An 18,620-nucleotide genomic window follows, 5' to 3' on the forward strand; every position below is an offset into this window, starting at 1 on the left:
ATAAAGCCGGTGCCGGATTTCCAGGTGAGCTGATACAGTCGCCCGTCGAGCCAAGCCAGGCCTTCGCCGAAATAGCGATCGGGCAGGCGGTGGCGCGCGCGCACCCGGCCGCTGGCCGGTGCCACCCGGCGAATTTCGGAGTGGCCGTAGTTGCCGGTGCTTTCGAACAGCACGCCGTCGTGGATCACCAAGCCTTCGGTGAAGGCCGTGGGGTCATGCGGCAGGCGCGCCAGGTTCTCGGCGGTCGTGCGCGCCGGCTGGCCCGCGCAGCCGGCGCCGGATAGCAGCGCCCAGAGCGCGAGCGACGCCGCGGGTGCACCCCACAGAAATTCCGTCGCGATGCGGATCATCGGCGTAAAATAACGCACGTTTTTACGATCTTCGAGTCAGCATGAGCGAACCATCCCAAAAGGACGTTCAGCCGCCCGACGACCGGCGCGGGGCGACCGCGTCCAAGCCCGAAAAACGCGAACACGATACCACCATGATCCGCGCCGTGTTCCACGGCCCGTATTCGGTGCTCGATTACCTGGTGCGTTTTTTCCTGCCGACGCTGATCGGCAATATCGTCGGCGGCATTCTCATGGTCGCGGTGATCAACTACGCTCAGGTCGCCTACAGCGATTCGAATCATGCAAGCTAAGCAACAGAGCCCTGTAAGCGCGCTCGGCGTCGCCCGCTATATATACGCACATGCGCGGTGCGCTACGATCGGGCGCCCGGCCGCGGTCTTGTATACGCGCAACCGCACGCTCGATCGGCAGGCCGATTTATTTAATTTTCATGCCGCGCCGGCGCGCACCGTGCGTCCCCGTATGGAGGCGCGAAGGCAATGTCGACGGGCGCTTGGCCGTACTGGCCGGAGCGTGGCACATCGGATCGCGCATTGCAGCATATTCAACACAGGCTTGAAATAGGCTAAGTCCGGCATATGACGGCGAGTTGTCGCTGTTCCGAATGCGGGCGTAATATTCGTCCCAATCAGACCCCACAGAATGCTTTGTCGAAGGAGCATGGTATGGCTCAAGCGAGCGCCCACCCCGCGCATGTGGATGAGGCTTCCGACGTTGATCCCCAGGAATCTGCGGAATGGCGCGATGCGCTTGACGCAGTCATCGAATACGAAGGCCCGGAGCGTGCGCATTTCCTGCTGGAAATGCTCATCGAGCGCTCCCGCCGCTCCGGCGCTCAGATCCCGTACTCGCCGAATACGGCGTATGTAAACACGATTCCGCCGCATATGGAGGCCAAGTCGCCCGGCGACCCGGCCATCGAATGGCGGATTCGTTCTTATATCCGTTGGAACGCCATGGCGATGGTGGTCCAGGCCAACCGGCACCACGAGGGTGTCGGCGGGCATATCGCCAGCTTCGCCTCGGCCGCCACCTTGTATGAAGTGGGCTTCAACCACTTCTTCCACGCGCCCAGCGAAAAGCACGGCGGCGATCTGGTCTTTTTCCAGGGCCATTCGGCGCCCGGCTTTTACGCCCGGTCTTATCTGGAAGGCCGGCTGACCGAGGACCAGCTCTACAACTTCCGCGCCGAGTCCACCGGCAAAGGGCTGCCGAGCTATCCGCACGCCTGGCTGATGCCCGACTATTGGCAGTTCGCCACGGTCTCCATGGGTATCGGCCCGATCAACGCGATCTATCAGGCGCGCTTCATGCGCTATATGCGGGATCGCGGCGTGCAGGACACGACCGGCCGGCATGTCTGGTGTTTCTGCGGCGACGGCGAGATGGACGAGCCCGAGTCCAAGGGCGCCATCGGCATGGCCGCACGCGAGAATCTCGACAACCTGATCTTCGTGGTGAACTGCAATCTGCAGCGGCTCGACGGGCCGGTGCGCGGCGACGCCAAGATCGTGGACGAGCTGGAAGGCTTTTTCCGCGGCGCCGGCTGGAACGTCATCAAGGTGCTCTGGGGCGCGTTGTGGGACGGCCTGCTCGCACAGGATCACGACGGCAAGCTCGTTCAGCTGATGAACGAGACGGTCGACGGCGAATATCAGGCGTACAAGGCCCGCGGCGGCAAGTACACCCGCGAGAAATTCTTCGGCAAGTATCCCGAACTGGAGAAGATGGTCGCCTCCATGTCCGACGAGGACATCGCGCGCTTAAACCGCGGCGGCCACGATCCGCACAAGATCTATGCCGCCTATCATCAGGCCGTGAATCAGAACAACGGCAAGCCGACGGTGATCCTGGCCAAGACGGTCAAGGGCTACGGCATGGGCGAGGCGGGTGAAGGCCAGAACATCACCCATCAGCAGAAGAAGATGGCCGAGGACGCGCTCAAGGAATTCCGTGATCGCTTCGAGATCCCGATCTCGGACGACAAGATCGCCGATGCGCCGTTCTACAAGCCCGACGAAGACTCGGACGAGATGAAATATCTCCACGAGCGTCGCAAGGAGCTGGGCGGCTATCTGCCGCAGCGCCGTACCCAGGGCGATGCGATCGAGATCCCCGAACTGTCGGCCTTCGACAAGCTGTTGCAGGGCTCGGGCGATCGCGGAATGGCCACCACCATGGTCTTCACGCGCATCCTGCAAATCCTCACGCGCGACAAGAACATCAAGGACCGTGTCGTGCCGATCATCCCGGACGAAGCGCGGACTTTCGGCATGGAAGGTATGTTCCGCTCCTTAGGTATCTACTCGCCGGTGGGCCAGCTATTCACGCCCGAGGATTCCGAGCAGCTCGCTTTCTACAAGGAAGCCACCGACGGCCAGATTCTCGAGGAAGGCATCACCGAAGCGGGCGCGATGTCGTCTTTCGTGGCCGCGGCCACGTCGTACTCGAATCACGGTACGACGATGATTCCGTTCTATGCCTTCTACTCCATGTTCGGCTTCCAGCGGGTCGGCGATCTCTGCTGGGCCGCCGGCGATATGCGCGCCCGCGGCTTCATGCTCGGCGGCACCGCCGGCCGAACCACCATCAACGGCGAAGGCCTGCAGCATCAGGACGGCCACAACCCGCTGATGTACGAATGCATTCCGAACTGCCGGGTCTACGATCCGACGTTCTCCTACGAGATGGTGGTGATCATCCATCACGGCCTGGTCGAGATGTTCGAGCGGCAGCAGGACGTCTTCTACTACCTGACGATGATGAACGAAAACTATACCCACCCGGCCATGCCGGAAGGTATCGAGGACGACATCATCGCCGGCATGTACAAGTTCTCCGAGTCCGGCACCGACAAGGACAACCAGGTCAATCTGCTGGGTTCGGGCACCATCCTGCGTGAAGTCATCGCCGCGGCCGAGATGCTCGAAGAAGAATTCGATGTCGGCGCCACCGTATGGTCGGCGCCGAGCTTCCCGGCGCTCAAGCGCGACGGCGCGGATGTCGATCGCTGGAACATGCTGCACCCCGAGCAGGATCCGCGCACCAGTTTCGTGGCCGACAAGTTCGCCGATGCCCGTGGCCCGGCGGTCGCGGCCACGGACTATGTCCGGGCGCTACCGGAAATGATCCGACCGTACATGCCGGTCGCTTATCACACGCTAGGCACCGACGGCTTCGGCCGTTCCGACACACGCGAGGCGCTGCGCGAGTTCTTCGAGGTCGATCGCCGCTGGATCACCGTCTGTGCGCTCAAGGCGCTGGCCGACGAAGGCCGGGTCGAGCGTCGCGTGGTCAGCGAAGCGATCCGCAAGTACGGAATCAATCCGGACAAGCCAAACCCGCTGACACACTAGGCATAAAGCGGAACCGGCGAGACACGAGCGACAACCGGGTCGATGGTTCCACGTGAAACATCGGCCCGACCAGCAAGGAAACGCGTTATGGCGGCGCAGGAAATCAAGGTCCCGGATATCGGCGACTTCGACGCGGTCGAAGTCATCGAAGTGCTGGTCTCCGAGGGCGACACGGTCGAGAAGGAACAGGCGCTGATCACGTTGGAGTCGGACAAGGCGACACTGGAAGTGCCGTCGACCGCCGCCGGCAAGATCACGAGCTTGAAAATCTCCGAAGGCGACACGGTCTCCGAGGGCGACGTGATCGCCACGGTCGAGGCTGACGCCGACGCCGATGATTCAAACGATACCGACGAACCGGCCGAGGACAGCGAGGCCGATACGCAGTCGGATGAATCCCGCGGCGCCGACAGCGCACCCGAGGAAAAAGAAGACGCCGGCGAAGAGACGGCGCAGAAAGATTCCGGTGGCAGCGGTGAGAGCGTCGAGGTCAAGGTGCCCGACATCGGCGACTTCGATTCGGTGGAAGTCATCGAAGTGCTGGTCGCCGAAGGCGACGAAGTCGAAAAAGAACAACCGCTGATCACGCTGGAATCGGACAAGGCGACGCTGGAAGTGCCCTCTTCCGCCGCCGGTAAGATCAGCGAGCTGAAGGTCGCCGAAGGCGACACCGTCTCCGAGGGCGACGTGATCGCGCTCGTCGCCTCGGCGGGCGGCGGCCAATCCGCTGGCCAATCTACTGGCGAGTCCAAGGCCGGAACCGAAGACGATTCGTCTTCGCAGAGCAAGCCCCAGGACAGTGACAAGGACCGCGATAAGCAGAGCAGTAAGGACAGCGAAGAGCCGGCGCAATCGCGCTCCGGCACCGCCTCCAAGGACGACAAGCCGTTCGAGCGCAGCGAAACCGCGGCTTCGGACGGCGACCCGTCCAAACTCAAGTCGGTTGACGAGGGTCGATTCGGCAAGGCTCATGCTTCGCCCAGCGTGCGCAAGTACGCCCGCGAGCTCGGCGCCGATCTCGGCAATATCAAGGGCAGCGGCCACAAGAGCCGTATCACCTTCGACGACGTTCAGTCCTACGTGAAAGGCGCGCTGGATCAGGTCCAGCGCGGCCAGAGCGCCAGCGCGGCCGCTCCGGCCGGCGGCGGCGGTGTGCCGGCCCAGCCCGATATCGATTTCAGCCAGTTCGGCGAGATCGAAACGGTCGAGCTGGAGCGTATCCGCAAGATTTCGGCCCGGGCTGTACACAAGAACTGGCTGCTCATTCCGCATGTCACCCAGTTCGATACCGCCGATATCACCGAAATGGAGCAATTCCGTCAGGCGAACAAGGAAAAAGCCAAGGCGGACGGCGTCAAGCTCACGCCGCTGGCGTTCTTGCTGAAAGCCTCGGCGGCGGCGCTCAAGGCCTTCCCGGATTTGAACAGCTCGCTCACCGCAGACGGCGGGCGCCTGGTACACAAGAAGTACGTCAATATCGCGATTGCGGTCGACACCCCGAACGGTCTGCTCATGCCGGTCATCAAGGACGTCGACAAAAAAGGGATCTATGAGCTCGCCCGCGATTTGGACGAGGTCTCGACCCGGGCCCGCGAAGGACAAATTCGCGGCGACGACATGAAAGGCGCGGGTTTCTCGATTTCCAGCCTCGGCGGTGTCGGCGGTACGGCGTTCACGCCGATCGTCAACAGCCCCGAGGTCGGCATCCTGGGCGTGTCCAAGCACAGTTGGCAGCCGGTCTGGAACGGCAGCGAGTTCGAGCCGCGCCTGATCCTGCCGCTGTCGTTCTCCTACGACCACCGCGTGATCGACGGAGCCAAGGCGGCGCGAATTACCGGCTACATCAGCGAAAAGCTTTCCGATCTCCGTACGTTGCTGCTCTAGGAGGCCGCGGCTATGAGACGGCAACTCGGCGCAATAGCGTACGCGCCGCGCCTGACTTGCCGCCTCATGACGCGCCGGGTCGTTCAACGGCCCGATTTTCAGATTGCAAGGTGTCGGCAATGCGCCGGCTAAAGGTGCTGTAACCATGGCGCAGGAAATTAAAGTCCCGGACATTGGCGACTTCGACTCGGTCGAGATCATCGAAGTGCTGGTCGCCGAGGGCGACACGGTCGAGAAAGAACAGGCGCTGATCACGCTGGAATCGGACAAGGCAACACTGGAAGTGCCGTCGACCGCCGCCGGCAAGATCACGAGCCTGAAAGTCTCCGAGGGCGACACGGTGTCCGAGGGCGACGTGATCGCCACGGTCGAGACCGACGCCGATGATTCGAATGACGACGAACCGGCCGAGGACAGCGAGGCCGATACGCAGTCCGACGAACCCCGCGGCGCCGATGCGTCCGAATCGACAAGCGAAACGAAATCGGGCGGCGGCCAAAGTTCGAGCGACCAGGGTCCGAAGTCCCCGGCGAAGAGCGGCTCCGAAAACCAGTCGAAATCCGAGCCCAGAAGCACCACCCCGGCCAGCGAGGATCACAACTACGATTGCGATGTCCTCGTCCTGGGCTCCGGTCCGGGCGGCTACACGGCCGCTTTCCGCGCCGCGGACATGGGCCTCGACGTCACCATGGTCGAGCGCCACAGCGTGCTCGGCGGCGTGTGTCTCAACGTCGGCTGTATTCCGTCCAAGGCGCTGCTCCACTCGGCCAAGGTCATCGAAGAAGCCGCCAACATGGCGAGCCACGGCGTAACCTTCGGCAAGCCCGAGATCGAACTCGCCAAGCTGCTGGAATATAAGCAGTCCGTTATCGACCAGCTGACCGGCGGCCTGAAATCCATGGCTTCGAAGCGCCGGGTCAACATCGTCAACGGCACCGGTACGTTCGCCGACGACCATACGCTGGCGATCGACGGCAACGACGATATCTCGCAGATCACCTTCAACAAAGCGATCATCGCCGTCGGTTCCGAGCCCGTGATGCTGCCCGGCCTGCCGGACGACAAGCGCATTTGGGACTCCGAAGCCGCCCTCTCGCCGGACGAAATTCCTGACTCCATGTTGCTCATCGGCGGCGGCATCATCGGCGTGGAGATCGCCAATGTCTATGCCGCCCACGGCACCACCGTCGACATCGTCGAGATGACCGACGGCCTGCTGCCCGGCGCCGATCGCGACCTGGTCAAGCCGCTGCACAAGCGGATGGCCAAACGCTGCGACAACATTTGGCTGAACGCCAAGGTTACCGGCGTGGAAGCTGGCGACAAGCTCACCGTGACCTTCGAAGGCGGCGATGCCCCCGAAACCAAGGAATACGACCGCGTACTGGTCGCTGTCGGCCGCAAGCCCAACGGCAAGAAGATCGGCGCCGAAAACGCCAACCTGGAAGTCAACGAACGCGGCTTCATCCCGGTCGACAAGCAGTGCCGCACCAACGTCGACCATATCTTCGCCATAGGCGATGTCTCCGGCGAACCGCAGCTCGCCCACCGCGCCTCGCACCAGGGCAAGGTTGCGGCCGAGTGCTGCGCCGGTGAAAAATCCGCATTCGACGCCAAATGCATCCCATCCGTCGTCTACACCGACCCGGAAGTCGCCTGGACCGGCGTGACCGAAACCCAGGCTAAAAAAGAAGGCATCGAATACACCAAGGGCGCCTTTCCCTGGGCCGCCAACGGCCGCGCCATCGGACTGGACGCCATCGACGGCAACACCAAGCTCCTATTCGACGCCGAATCCGGCCGTATCATCGGTGCGGGTGCGGTTGGCTCGGGCGCCGGCGACCTGATCGCCGAAACCTGCCTGGCCATCGAAATGGGCGCCGACGCGCACGACATCGGTCTAACGATTCATCCGCATCCGACGCTGGCCGAGACGGTCGGCATGGCCGCCGAGGCCGAGGCCGGGACGTTGACGGATTTGTATATTCCGAAGAAGAAAAAGTAGCGGCGGCTGTGCTTCTTCTGGAACGAAGGCCAGGTCGACAACGTGGAAATCGTGGCTTACCACTGAGGTAACGTCATGACGAAATTAGCGAACATCCATCCCGGAGAGGTATTGCTGGAAGAATTCCTGAAGTCTATGGGTCTAAGCCAAACGCGGCTCGCCAATGCGATCGGCGTTCCGCCCCGGCGTGTCAACGAAATTGTGCTGGGCAAGCGTGCAATTACAGCGGATACAGCGGTCCGGTTCGCACGTTACTTTGGTACCAGCGAAAAATTCTGGATGGGGCTGCAAGCGGATTACGATCTGGAAGAGGTCCACCGAAGCCAAGCAGCCTAAAGCCAACTTGACGTTGGTTGACCGGGATCGGGTTTTCGAGGATCAAGCTTGAAGACCAAGTCTTGCAGCGTGCGTCAACCGCCAAATATATTTGTCGATAGAGCGCTGGAATCGCGGCGAACGCCGACGAAACAAAAAAGGCCGCAGTAGCTGCGGCCAATGTCTGTCCAGGATTTACGCAGCCGAATAGCCGTTAGGCATAGGTATTGATCTGCGTACCGACCGAGCCGGTGGTGGCCAGGGCCGGCTGCGTCTCCAGCGACGACATGAGTTGGCTCATCTGCGAGGCCTGGCTGTCGAGCGATTTCCGCAGCAGGTTCGCCTGCACGTCCTGGTTCTGGTTGTGCTGCTGCAACGCCAAAGCGGTGCTGACGGTCGAGTTCACGCTTCCTGCGTCCATACGATGGCCTCCAAGTCCGGGAATAGGGAACCGGACTTGATATATCGGCGAGCGGCGGCAGAACTTTAAGCATAACGGGCAGCCGTTTCCTTGCACCTCGTATCGCATTGATGATCCCGCCACGTACCGGACGGCCGTTGGCTGTCGTGGATCGCGCCGTCCAACGACGTGCTCAACCTCTATTCGCCGGTGGAATTCGGTCCGAGGTGGAATATTCCGGCCAATGTATTTTGCAGCAGAAAACCCGGCGTGGTTCGCGGTCGTTTGCAACCGAGAGCATCATGCACATGCAGCCCTCGGTGCTGGACAGATAGGGCCGCGATACGTGAATACGAAGCGGGAAGGCCTTCGCTTCTCGCATGTAAGGGCGCCGGAACCAGGCTCCACGCTGGCCGTCGAGTACCGGCAGGAAACGCTTATCCGCGGCGGCGCTTGGTCGGTTGGAAAAATATTCGGCGATCGGTTCGCTCTGTTCGTTGAACAGCAAACAGCGGAGCACGCCCGGCATGTCGAGTAACGCCTGGCAGTTTTGTTTCAAGGTGTCGCCGGGCTCGAACTTCGATTCAACGGCTTTGAACGCCTGGATATAGGGCGCGAGCGCACGGCGTGTTTCGTTATCGATAGCGTTCTGTGCCAGCGCGAATCGCGAGCTGACGGCGTCGAGTTGATCTTCGGCCTCGCCGCCCTCTCCGCAATCCGGACCCGGTTTGGCCAGAAGGAATCCTTGCACAAAGTCGGCGTCGGCTTCCAATGCAACGTTGAGCTGTGCCTCGGTCTCGATACCCTCGACAACAACCAGGCTGCCGATCTCGTGCAGCATGGAGACCAGATTCGAAAGTAGCCCGCGATGCGAAAAGCCGGTGCATCGCTCTGCCTCGCCGACGATGGATCGATCCAGCTTGACGATGTCCGGCCGGAACCGCCATAGGCGGTCGAAGTTGGAATGCCCGGCGCCGAAGTCATCGAGCGCCACGAGCGCGCCGAGCGAGCGGAAATAATCGGCCGCTTCAAACAACAGCCGGTCGCTGCCCAACTCATTTTCGAGAATTTCAACAACCAATCTGTGGGCTGGAAGCTTCGCCTCTGCGAGGAGTTGCGCTATGTGGTCGAGATAGCGCTTTTTACCGAGCGTCTCGGAATCCAGATTCAGGAACAGCCAGCGATCGGCTGGCGCCGCGCGGGAGAAATTGTGGATATGCAGCCCATGACAATAGCGATCCAGTTGGATTCGCCGGTTCCAACGGGCGGCGTACTCGAAGATCTCCAATGGGGAAGCCGGTTTATCGTTCTTAAGCGAATAACCGCGCAGCAGCGCCTCGAACCCCACGACACGACGATGGTCCAGACTAAGCAGCGGTTGGAAGGCGCTGCTTAACCGGTAGCCCAAAAAATTCGCGACCTCTGGTGCCCCCAGGCCGGATGTGATTGCCCTCAAATGTATTGCCTTCAATTAAGAGATATACATAAAGCTGTAATATATCGCTGGACTACAGACGGAGAAGATCTTTCTTTTCCATTTTCCGGGGACAGTATACTTAATTAGAACCCCCATATACCAGGCGCGCGTATGGCTCGTTTAGCCCGCATCGTCCTTCCCAAAACGGTCCACCACGTGACGCAGCGCGGCAACCGCCGCCAGCCGGTGTTTTTCGAGAACGACGACTACGCCATATATATCGATCTGATCGCGACATTCGCGAAAAAAGCCGGTACGAAAATTCTGGCTTACTGTCTTATGCCGAATCACGTGCATTTTGCGATGGTGCCAAAAGACGCTGATGGACTGCGTGCCACGTTGGGGGAAGCACATCGACGCTACACCCGGCACATTAATTTTCGCGAACAATGGCGCGGTCATCTTTGGCAGGAGCGCTTCCATTCTTTTCCGATGGACGACGCCCACCTATGGATGGCCTTGCGATACATCGAGCTCAATCCCGTGACAGCCAAGATCGTGGATCATCCGGCCGATTGGCCCTGGTCCAGTGCCCGAGCCCATCTGGACGGCGTCGATGACCGCTTGGTTCGAAGCCATGATACCCGTGGTTTGGTCGACGACTGGTCCGACTATCTCGAAGCCGGTATGGGTAAAGGTGAGCCCGACCTAATCGAACGACACCTGCGCACGGGCCGACTGCTAGGCAACGAGCGTTTTATCGCGAAGGCGGAAAGCAGGCTTGGCAGAACGCTTAAGCCGAAAAGGCCGGGCCCGAAGAGATCGGGCGGATAGGCATTCGGGGGCGCCGTCGCCCGATCGTAAGTTAAGTATACTGTCCCCATAATAGCATAATAAAGCATGGCTCTGGCGGGCTTAGGTGCGTAGGACGCCTTTCTTGAGGATGATGTTGCCGTAGAGACGGCGTTCACCGGTGGCGACGACGGCATAGGCGCGCTGGGTGCGGTCGTAAAAGGCGAAGCGATCGATGGGTTCCATTGCGATCGGCCGGCCTTCCGCCTGCTCCAGCATGTTGTCGAACTCGGTGTAGAGCGCCGGCCGCCCATCGGGCGCATCCATCGCGGCGACCGGCATGTCGACGAAGTCGTCGATGGGCAGAAGATCCAGAACGGCGGCGAGCGCATCGGTCGCCGAGCTGGCCGGCAGGCGGACCAGGCGCTGTGCCAGCGCGGCCGCCGGGAAATTCGCATCGACGATGACGAGTTCGTCGCCGTGGCCCATGTCCGCCAGGATGGCGAGTAGATCGCCGGTCAGCAGCGGGTTGATGGTCTTGAGCATGGTGTTGTCCCTCCGATTCGTCGCATGATGCCATGAAACGGCCCGCGCGCTCGTATCACGGGTTTGGGTTCACGTCGCGGGCTGGCAGGCTGATGGCAACGCCTTTTCATGCAGGCGGACGATATCGCCGAGACGGTGTATCAGATCGTTCGGCAGCCGCGTTCGGCGTGGACCTTTGAACTCGATCTGCGCCCGTACGGCGAATCGTGGTGAGCCGGCACCGGGCCGGTTTCTGAGCGACGCCGCGCCCGCGATATCTTCAGCTGTCCGAGCGGCCGTGCTGCGGCTGCACAATGCCGCAGTCATGTCAGTCGATGGTCGTATTTTTCGTAAGCCAAAAACTTCGATAAATTAATTTAACGAAATAAATTGGCTTCGAAATGATGGGTGTAGAACGCCGTGATGCGATCCTGTCCTATCTCTGGCGACACCAAAGTGCGCGGGTAGGGGCTCTGGCCGAGATGTTCGACGTTTCGACGGTAACGGTGCGCGCGGATCTGTCGAGCCTTGAAACCGCCGGCATGGTGGTACGGCTGCACGGGGCGGTGCGGCTCAGCAAATCGGCGGAGTCGGAGTTGGCTTTCGCCGAACGCCGACGCGCCAACGGCGCGGCCAAGGCCCGGATCGGCGCGGCCGCCGCGGCGCTGGTGCAAGAGGGCGACTCGATCGCCCTCGATGCCGGCACCACCACGTTGGAGATCGCGCGTCGGCTCAAGGAGCGCGAGGCGTTGATCGTGGTCACCAACGGCCTCGACATCGCGATGGAGCTGTCGCACGCGCCGGGCGTCGAAATCGTCATGCTGGGCGGCCGAATTCGAAAGTCCGCACTTTCGTTTTCGGGGCGGGAAGCCGAAGACAGCCTCTCGTTGTATCGGATGGACCGGTTGTTCCTGGGCGTCGATGCATTCGACATCGGCGTGGGGCTGACCACCGATCACGAGAGCGAGGCGCGGCTCAATCGCGCCATGATCGCCGCGGCCGGCGAAGTCGTGGCAGTGGCCGATTCGAGCAAGTTTGGCCGGCGCGCCCTGAATCTGGTGGCGCCGGTCGAGCGGCTCGACCATTTGATCACCGATACCGGCATACCGGCCGAGACCGGCGCCGCGCTCGATGCGCGCGGCGTTGTCTGGAGCGCCGTTTGATATCGCAACCGCCCGCAATAGCGGCGCACGGCAATCGCCGGCCTGTGGTCCATGCAATGGTCACGAATAGAAATACGACGACGGCCGCGAGACGAAGCGGCATTTCGCACGTCGCTTACACCGGTCGTTTCGCATTCGAACGTTTGAGGTTTTCATCATGTCCGACAATATTCCCTCTATCCTGGCCGATGCCGACACGCTGGGCGGCGGCGCCACCGCGCGCGAGATCGCCCAGCAACCGGCGACGCTGATCGAGACCGCGGCGATGGTGCGCACGCGCCGCGAACAGATCGCGGCTTTCGTCGATCCGCTGGTCGTCGATACGAACACACGCATCATTCTCGCCGGAGCGGGCACTTCCGCGTTCGCCGGCGCCATCCTCGCGCCCACGTTGTCGGTCGAGCTGGGCCGCCCGGTGGAGGCGATCGCGACCACCGATATCGTGGCCCGTCCGCGCGAAATCTTCGCCGACAGGCGCCCGGTGCTGCTCGTCTCCTTCGCCCGCTCGGGCAACAGCCCGGAAAGCGTCGCGGCCTGCGAGCTGGCCGATGCGCTCGCGGCCGAATGCCGGCATCTGGTGATCACCTGCAACCGGCAAGGCCGGCTTTTTCACGAGTATGACGGCGCGGCGCGCTCGCTGGTGCTCGCCCTGCCCGAAGCCACCGACGACCAAGGTTTCGCCATGACCTCCAGCGTCACCGCGATGATGCTGGCCGCGACCGGTGCGTTCTGCCCGGCCCAAGTCGCCGAAGCCCGGGTGGCCGCGATCGCCAATGCGGTCGGACAGGTGCTCATCGAGCGCAACGACGCGATCCGCGAGATCGCCGGCCGGGGCTTCGAGCGCATCGTCTATTTGGGCAGCGGCGCCCTGCGCGGTCTGGCCGAGGAATCGGCGCTCAAGATCCTCGAACTGACCGGCGGGCGGATGCTGTCGTATCACGACACGGCGCTGGGTTTCCGGCACGGCCCGAAATCGCTGCTCGACGAGAAGACGCTGGTACTGGTTTATGTTGCCGGCGAAGCCCACGCGGCCCGCTACGACGCCGATCTTTTGGCCGAAGTGAGCGGCCAACTCGGCCCGCAACGCGTGATCGCGATCGCGCCCGAGTCGGCCGGCGACCTGGCGCGCGGCGCGACCGATTGGCGCTGCGGCGGCCCGGGCGACGAGGCCGCGCTGGTGTATCCGTATCTCGTGCACGCCCAGCTCCTGGCTCTGCACGCCTCGGTGGCGACCGGGCGCACGCCGGACAACCCGTTTCCCTCGGGCGAGGTCAATCGGGTGGTCAAGGGCGTGACCGTGCATCCGCTGGATTGAGAAACAAAGCGCCGGCGGTCGGCCGGCGCGAGGAGGCGCGACATGTTCCTGGGTGTCGACGGCGGCGGGACCAAGACGGCCTACTGCCTGATCAATCGCGACGGACGGATTCTGGCCTGTATCGAACGGGCGAGCTGCTATTTCCTGTCGATCGGGCTGGATGACGCCGAGCAGGCGCTGGTCGACGGCGTGACTCAGGTTTGTCGTCAGGCCGGGATCGAGGCGGCGGATATCGAGCACGCGTTCTTCGGTTTGCCGGCGTTCGGCGAGGTATCGAGCGCGCTCGACCGGTTGCGCGCCATGCCCGGCGTAGCCCTCGGCCATGATCGTTATCACGTCGACAACGACATGGTTTGCGGTTGGGCCGGCTCGCTCGCCGCGCTCGACGGCATCAACGTGATCGCCGGCACCGGCTCGATGACCTACGGCGAACGCGCCGGGGTGGGCGTGCGCTGCGGCGGCTGGGGCGAGTTGTTCGGCGACGAGGGTTCGGCCCACTGGATCGCGATCGCCGGGTTGAACGCCTTTTCCCAAATGAGCGACGGCCGAAAACCGCCAGGCCCGCTGTACCGGCGGTTGCGGCGCGATCTCGATCTGGATGACGACCTGGAACTGGTGGATATCGCGCTCAACCGCTGGGCGCGGGATCGGGGCCGGATCGCCGCGCTCGCGCCGCTGGTGCTCGAGTCCGCCGCGGCCGGCGACCGCGAGGCGGCCGGCATCGCGGACGCCGCGGCGGATGCGCTGGTCGAACTGGTCGAGACCACGGCCCGGCGGCTCGATTTCGGGCCGGGCGAGGTGGTGCCGGTGTCTTATTCGGGCGGGCTGTTCCAGGCCTCCGCTTTTATCGATCGTTTCATAACGCGGATGGCGCGCTGCGATCGCGCCTTCGATTTGCGGCCACCGCTGCACGCGCCAGTTGTCGGCGGCGCGCTGTATGCCGCGCGTCTGGCCGGCCACACCATCAAGACGGTCGTTTGATGGCCGCGCGTTAGCACGATCGGCATGATATTGGCGCTGGTCGGCTCCACGCTCATGGTCTACAGCGAAGAGAGACAGGCCGTGCCCGATACGCCCGGCCGCTGAACAGCCGTCGCGACCACGCCGGGCCGGCCGGACGAGCCGGCCCGGATCGATCGGGCGCGTTGAAACAGCTGATATTTCAGCTGTTTTGGTGCCGGGCTACTGGTTATTCCACTGTTCGTGGAAGCTGCCTTCCCGGTCCACGCGCTCGAAGGTATGCGCGCCGAAGAAATCGCGCTGCGACTGGAGCAGGTTGGCCGGCAGCCGTTCGGCGCGATAACCGTCGTAGTAGGCGATGGCCGAGGAGAAACCGGGCACGGGCACACCGGCATGCACCGCGGTCGATACCACTTCGCGTAGGGCGTCCTGATAGCGATCGGCGATGTCTTTGAAGTGCGGGTCGAGCAGCAGGTTGGTCAGCTCCGGCTCGTTGGCGTAGGCGTCGGTGATCTTCTGTAAAAAGCCCGCCCGGATGATGCAGCCGGCGCGGAAAATGGCCGCGATCTCGCCGTAGTCCAGCGGCCAGTCGTATTCCTCGGCCGCGGCGCGCATCTGGGCGAAGCCCTGAGCATAGGAGATGATCTTGGACAAATAGAGCGCGCGGCGTACGGCCTCGATGAAGGCCGCGCGATCGCCGATATCGACTTTCGGATCGGGCCCGGTCAGCTGTTTGGAGGCCGCCACGCGCTCGGTCTTGAGCGAGGACAGCACGCGCGCGAACACCGATTCTGTGATCAAGGGCAGCGGCACGCCGAGATCGAGCGCGCTCTGGCTGGTCCACTTGCCGGTGCCCTTCTGGGCGGCACGGTCGAGCACCATGTCGACCAGGTCGTTGCCGGTTTCGTCGTCCTTCTTGGTAAAGATCTGGGCGGTGATCTCGATCAGATAGCTGTCGAGCTCGCCTTCGTTCCATTCGCGGAAGATATCGGCCAGTTCGGCGTTGGACAGCCCGACCACATGCTTGAGCATGGCGTAGCTTTCGCAGATGAGCTGCATGTCGCCGTACTCGATGCCGTTGTGCACCATCTTCACGTAATGGCCGGCGCCGTCCGGGCCGATATAGGTGACACAGGGCGTGCCGTCCGGCGCGCGGGCGGCGATCTCCTCGAGAATCGGCGCGACGCTGTCGTAGGCCTCGCGCTGGCCGCCCGGCATGATCGACGGGCCGTTGAGCGCGCCCTCCTCGCCGCCGGATACGCCGGTGCCGATGAAGTGCAGGCCGGATTCGGCCAGTTCTTTGTTGCGGCGGATCGTGTCCTGGAAGAAGGTGTTGCCGGCATCGATTAGGATGTCGCCGTCCTCGAGCAACGGTTTGAGTTGTTCGATGACCTTGTCGGTGCCGGCGCCGGCTTTGACCATCATCAGGACGCGACGCGGTTTCTCCAGCGAATCCACGAACTCCTCGAGCGAGAACGTGGGTACGAGATTGCGTCCGCGGCTTTCGGCGATGACCTCGTCGGTCTTTTCACGCGACCGGTTGTAAACGGATACCGCGTAGCCGCGGCTTTCGATGTTCAACGCGATGTTGCGGCCCATCACGGCCATCCCGATGACCCCGATCTTCTGTTTGCTCATGACGACAGTCCTTTGGATGAAACAGTGCAAAAATACCGAAAATGTCGGCCGGCGTCTGGACCCGCGTCCATTGACCGGCCGCTAAACCGGTCCGGTCGTTACCTCCGGCGATCCGGTCGATCCATAATTTTCGGCATCATAAGCCAAGTCGCTTAGGCCGGCCCGCGAGCGCTTTTTCGGCGCTGTGAGTCGCCGGCCCGACCGGGCGGTAAGAAACGTATGCAGCCGATACAGTTGGATGTGGATACCGGCCCGGTGGTCGTTTCGCATGACCGGAAAATTGCGCGGCCCGGCTCGTCTTTTTGCCGCTCCGGCGCGAGGCGCGGCATTGCGCCGCTTGGCGGTTAGCGCTGCGCGGACCTAGCGATTCGAATCCGTAAAAGGGTCTTAATCGGCAATAACTCGCTGTAACCATTGCTTATAAGACGCCAATCGCAGCGCGAGCCAGCCGTACGAATAACGTTCAGTAAAGGGCAGCGACGGGAGCGATCCAACGGCCGTCCGATAAAATGTTCGTATATTGGCCCGCACGTGCGTATGCTATTCCATGCAGGTAACTGCATTAATCAAAACGGTTAGATACCAAGAGTAAATTATGTCCAAAGGCACAGTGAAGTGGTTCAGCTCCGAAAAAGGCTTCGGCTTTATCGCTCCTGAAGACGGCAGCAACGATTTGTTCGTGCATCATTCCCAGATCCAGAGCGGCGGCGGTTTCGCTACGCTCAACGACGGGCAGGCCGTCGAATTCGAAGTCGGTGAGGGCAAGAAAGGGCCTTGTGCCAACAACGTGATCCCGCTTTAAAACGCGGATCCGCGAATTGAGAGCAGCGGGCCGGGGTGACTCGGCCCGTTTTTTTGTGCCCGACAACAACAGGTCTTATTGCTGCGCGGCCTGTGGCCGCGGCGAGTGCGGGTTTGCCCTTAATTGATTCCCTTGGAAAAGGTCATAGGTCATGTGGTCTGTTCGCAATGACGAGCGGCCAATGTGCCGTTATGGAGTTTTCCTATGCGTTTCATGAAACGTCCGATTCTTTCCCGTCTTTCGATCGCCCTGACCGCGGGCGTGCTGAGCCTTGCCACCGGCGGGTTGGCACTGGCCCACGGTACCGGGGGCACGTCGAATTCGATGAGCCAGCCGGCGGCCGGTTCGACTACGAATTCCTCCTCGGATCATACCGGCAACGGCACGATGGATTCGCGCATGGCGCCGACCCAAACCACTACCGGCACGGGCGGTAACCCGGAAGCCAATGCGGCCGGTAACGAGCCATCGTCGGGCAATGACCAGGGCGCCAATCAAATGAGCCCATCGGATAAGACGTCGGCCGACGGTCAAAACGGCTGGGACGACGAAGACGATTCCCAATAAGAGATCGGCCGCGATATCGCGGATGGATCGAGATAAGCCGGGCCGGATCATGGCGATCCGGCTCTTTTTTACATAATTCGAACCCGGCCCCGCCTACATGGCGGGGCCGTTTTAAGCCGGTAGCCCGCCCGAGGCTTCATTGCGCTTGGCGTATCGCCTCGGTGTGTCGCTGGGTGCAGTTCCAGACGCGCTGATAATCGGGAACCCCATGCTTGCGGCAGTACAGAGCGGCCTGGGCAACCGGATCGCCGGCGGCCGCCTGTTCGGCCAGATGCCGTTCGGACAAGCCGTTTTTCGACAGAAAGTTGTAAAACTCCAGCCGGTTACGGTCTTGTAACTGCTGACACAGCAAAAAGGAATCGCGATCGTTCGGCCAGTGCCGGAGACAGAAGCGCCCGGGATCGGCCAGCGGCGGCGCGGCGTTGGCTCTCGGTTTGATGTGGCAGCCGGCGAGCAGCGATACGCCCAGCAGCAATGCCGTCCAGGGCAGATGCCGTGAAAACGCGGATTGCGAGCGAAAAATCATATGGATTGTCCTGCCGGGTTGTCATCCGCAAAGTGCGCTTTGGCGACGCTTGGCGCAAGTCGCTACGTGCGCGGCCGCTTTCGTCGGAGTTTATCTGCGTCTGTCGGCGGACAAAAAGCTCGATTATTTCGGCATGAGCGAAAAATGCGCTAGTCGGCGAACGCGACCCGCTCGGCGTTCCAACGCAGAATACGGTCGGCGCGGGCCGCGGTGGGGGCGATGCGTTCAGCGTTCGGGTGATCGGTCGCCGCGATCCAGGCCCGTGTCTCCGAGGCGCTGCGCCCGAAGCGCATGTGCCGGGCGCTCAGCCGGGCTTCGCGCTCGGCGCCGTCCACGTCGAGATACCAGATCGCATCGAGCTGCGCGGCCACGCGCGGCCAGGGTGCCTCGTCCAGCAGCAAATAATTGCCCTCGGTAATGATCAGCGGCGTGTCCGGCGCCACCGCCAGGCTGGCCGCGATCGGCTCCTCGATCTCGCGATAGAATCCCGGCGCGTACACGGTCTCGCCGGTGCTCGCGGCCGCGCGGATGCGTTCGAGCAGGGCCCGATAGCCGTCGCCGTCGAAAGTATCGGGCGCGCCCTTGCGATCGGCCCGGCCGAG

At 62.4% G+C, this 18,620-nt stretch carries 18 protein-coding genes; 11 read left to right on the forward strand and 7 right to left on the reverse strand.

Annotated elements, in window-relative coordinates; all coding sequences use genetic code 11:
- Positions 1-350: glutaminyl-peptide cyclotransferase (locus VFJ08_RS07555; RefSeq protein ID WP_324996586.1), on the reverse strand; the 350-nt coding region annotated here is incomplete at its 3' end.
- Positions 351-391: 41 nt separating this feature from the next.
- Between VFJ08_RS07555 and VFJ08_RS07560 the strand changes: the two genes are divergently transcribed.
- The 5 genes from VFJ08_RS07560 (at position 392) to VFJ08_RS07585 (ending at position 7,934) form a co-directional block, all read left to right on the forward strand.
- A complete protein-coding gene (locus VFJ08_RS07560; RefSeq protein WP_324996587.1) occupies positions 392-643 on the forward strand; it encodes a hypothetical protein in 252 nt (83 codons plus the stop codon).
- Between the two features lie 375 nt (positions 644-1,018).
- On the forward strand, positions 1,019-3,709 hold the full coding sequence (gene aceE, locus VFJ08_RS07565; protein WP_324996588.1) for a pyruvate dehydrogenase (acetyl-transferring), homodimeric type: 2,691 nt from the start codon (positions 1,019-1,021) through the stop codon (positions 3,707-3,709).
- An 87-nt stretch (positions 3,710-3,796) separates the two neighbouring features.
- On the forward strand, positions 3,797-5,593 hold the full coding sequence (gene aceF, locus VFJ08_RS07570; RefSeq protein WP_324996589.1) for a dihydrolipoyllysine-residue acetyltransferase: 1,797 nt from the start codon (positions 3,797-3,799) through the stop codon (positions 5,591-5,593).
- Between the two features lie 145 nt (positions 5,594-5,738).
- Positions 5,739-7,598, forward strand: a complete 1,860-nt coding sequence (lpdA, locus tag VFJ08_RS07580; RefSeq protein WP_349256969.1) for a dihydrolipoyl dehydrogenase — start codon at positions 5,739-5,741, stop codon at positions 7,596-7,598.
- Between the two features lie 75 nt (positions 7,599-7,673).
- Positions 7,674-7,934 (forward strand): HigA family addiction module antitoxin, encoded by a 261-nt coding sequence (locus VFJ08_RS07585; protein ID WP_324996590.1) that lies wholly within the window; start codon positions 7,674-7,676, stop codon positions 7,932-7,934.
- 193 nt (positions 7,935-8,127) lie between these two features.
- Here the strand turns inward: VFJ08_RS07585 and VFJ08_RS07590 are convergent, their stop codons facing one another.
- Together VFJ08_RS07590 and VFJ08_RS07595 are read right to left on the reverse strand one after the other, a co-directional pair.
- A complete protein-coding gene (locus VFJ08_RS07590; protein WP_324996591.1) occupies positions 8,128-8,334 on the reverse strand; it encodes a putative motility protein in 207 nt (68 codons plus the stop codon).
- 172 nt (positions 8,335-8,506) lie between these two features.
- Positions 8,507-9,769, reverse strand: a complete 1,263-nt coding sequence (locus VFJ08_RS07595; protein WP_324996592.1) for an EAL domain-containing protein — start codon at positions 9,767-9,769, stop codon at positions 8,507-8,509.
- Between the two features lie 132 nt (positions 9,770-9,901).
- Between VFJ08_RS07595 and VFJ08_RS07600 the strand changes: the two genes are divergently transcribed.
- Positions 9,902-10,564 (forward strand): transposase, encoded by a 663-nt coding sequence (locus tag VFJ08_RS07600; protein WP_324996593.1) that lies wholly within the window; start codon positions 9,902-9,904, stop codon positions 10,562-10,564.
- 81 nt (positions 10,565-10,645) lie between these two features.
- Here VFJ08_RS07600 and VFJ08_RS07605 read toward each other — a convergent pair whose 3' ends face one another.
- Positions 10,646-11,068: an RbsD/FucU family protein gene (locus tag VFJ08_RS07605; RefSeq protein ID WP_324996594.1), complete on the reverse strand. Its 423-nt coding sequence runs from the start codon at positions 11,066-11,068 to the stop codon at positions 10,646-10,648.
- Positions 11,069-11,451: 383 nt separating this feature from the next.
- Here VFJ08_RS07605 and agaR point away from each other — a divergent pair, with 383 nt between their 5' ends.
- From agaR to VFJ08_RS07620, 3 genes are all read left to right on the forward strand, one after another.
- On the forward strand, positions 11,452-12,210 hold the full coding sequence (gene agaR / locus VFJ08_RS07610; RefSeq protein WP_324996595.1) for a transcriptional repressor AgaR: 759 nt from the start codon (positions 11,452-11,454) through the stop codon (positions 12,208-12,210).
- Between the two features lie 157 nt (positions 12,211-12,367).
- Positions 12,368-13,525 (forward strand): SIS domain-containing protein, encoded by a 1,158-nt coding sequence (locus VFJ08_RS07615; protein ID WP_324996596.1) that lies wholly within the window; start codon positions 12,368-12,370, stop codon positions 13,523-13,525.
- Positions 13,526-13,567: 42 nt separating this feature from the next.
- Positions 13,568-14,506, forward strand: a complete 939-nt coding sequence (locus VFJ08_RS07620) for a BadF/BadG/BcrA/BcrD ATPase family protein (protein WP_324996597.1) — start codon at positions 13,568-13,570, stop codon at positions 14,504-14,506.
- 201 nt (positions 14,507-14,707) lie between these two features.
- On the opposite strand, the gene gndA is transcribed toward VFJ08_RS07620, so the two are convergent.
- Positions 14,708-16,123 (reverse strand): NADP-dependent phosphogluconate dehydrogenase, encoded by a 1,416-nt coding sequence (gene gndA / locus VFJ08_RS07625; protein WP_324996598.1) that lies wholly within the window; start codon positions 16,121-16,123, stop codon positions 14,708-14,710.
- A 595-nt stretch (positions 16,124-16,718) separates the two neighbouring features.
- Here gndA and VFJ08_RS07630 point away from each other — a divergent pair.
- Together VFJ08_RS07630 and VFJ08_RS07635 are read left to right on the forward strand one after the other, a co-directional pair.
- Complete coding sequence (locus VFJ08_RS07630; protein ID WP_324996599.1) at positions 16,719-16,925, forward strand: cold-shock protein; 207 nt, start codon at positions 16,719-16,721, stop codon at positions 16,923-16,925.
- A 213-nt stretch (positions 16,926-17,138) separates the two neighbouring features.
- A complete protein-coding gene (locus VFJ08_RS07635; protein ID WP_324996600.1) occupies positions 17,139-17,492 on the forward strand; it encodes a hypothetical protein in 354 nt (117 codons plus the stop codon).
- A gap of 136 nt (positions 17,493-17,628) precedes the next feature.
- Here VFJ08_RS07635 and VFJ08_RS07640 read toward each other — a convergent pair whose 3' ends face one another.
- On the reverse strand, positions 17,629-18,018 hold the full coding sequence (locus VFJ08_RS07640; protein ID WP_324996601.1) for a hypothetical protein: 390 nt from the start codon (positions 18,016-18,018) through the stop codon (positions 17,629-17,631).
- Between the two features lie 149 nt (positions 18,019-18,167).
- Positions 18,168-18,620 (reverse strand): hypothetical protein (locus tag VFJ08_RS07645; RefSeq protein WP_324996602.1); only part of this gene is annotated, 453 nt, incomplete at its 5' end.

Source organism: Salinisphaera sp., assembly GCF_035690525.1.
Taxonomy (GTDB): Bacteria; Pseudomonadota; Gammaproteobacteria; order Nevskiales; family Salinisphaeraceae; genus Salinisphaera.

Bases quoted from the DNA above. Each gene is read 5' to 3' on its own strand.
- VFJ08_RS07560 (WP_324996587.1), top strand. From the start codon at position 392: ATGAGCGAACCATCCCAAAAGGACGTTCAGCCGCCCGACGACCGGCGC.
- aceE (WP_324996588.1), top strand. From the start codon at position 1,019: ATGGCTCAAGCGAGCGCCCACCCCGCGCATGTGGATGAGGCTTCCGAC.
- aceF (WP_324996589.1), top strand. From the start codon at position 3,797: ATGGCGGCGCAGGAAATCAAGGTCCCGGATATCGGCGACTTCGACGCG.
- lpdA (WP_349256969.1), top strand. From the start codon at position 5,739: ATGGCGCAGGAAATTAAAGTCCCGGACATTGGCGACTTCGACTCGGTC.
- VFJ08_RS07585 (WP_324996590.1), top strand. From the start codon at position 7,674: ATGACGAAATTAGCGAACATCCATCCCGGAGAGGTATTGCTGGAAGAA.
- VFJ08_RS07590 (WP_324996591.1), bottom strand. From the start codon at position 8,334: ATGGACGCAGGAAGCGTGAACTCGACCGTCAGCACCGCTTTGGCGTTG.
- VFJ08_RS07600 (WP_324996593.1), top strand. From the start codon at position 9,902: ATGGCTCGTTTAGCCCGCATCGTCCTTCCCAAAACGGTCCACCACGTG.
- VFJ08_RS07605 (WP_324996594.1), bottom strand. From the start codon at position 11,068: ATGCTCAAGACCATCAACCCGCTGCTGACCGGCGATCTACTCGCCATC.
- agaR (WP_324996595.1), top strand. From the start codon at position 11,452: ATGGGTGTAGAACGCCGTGATGCGATCCTGTCCTATCTCTGGCGACAC.
- VFJ08_RS07615 (WP_324996596.1), top strand. From the start codon at position 12,368: ATGTCCGACAATATTCCCTCTATCCTGGCCGATGCCGACACGCTGGGC.
- VFJ08_RS07620 (WP_324996597.1), top strand. From the start codon at position 13,568: ATGTTCCTGGGTGTCGACGGCGGCGGGACCAAGACGGCCTACTGCCTG.
- gndA (WP_324996598.1), bottom strand. From the start codon at position 16,123: ATGAGCAAACAGAAGATCGGGGTCATCGGGATGGCCGTGATGGGCCGC.
- VFJ08_RS07630 (WP_324996599.1), top strand. From the start codon at position 16,719: ATGTCCAAAGGCACAGTGAAGTGGTTCAGCTCCGAAAAAGGCTTCGGC.
- VFJ08_RS07635 (WP_324996600.1), top strand. From the start codon at position 17,139: ATGAAACGTCCGATTCTTTCCCGTCTTTCGATCGCCCTGACCGCGGGC.
- VFJ08_RS07640 (WP_324996601.1), bottom strand. From the start codon at position 18,018: ATGATTTTTCGCTCGCAATCCGCGTTTTCACGGCATCTGCCCTGGACG.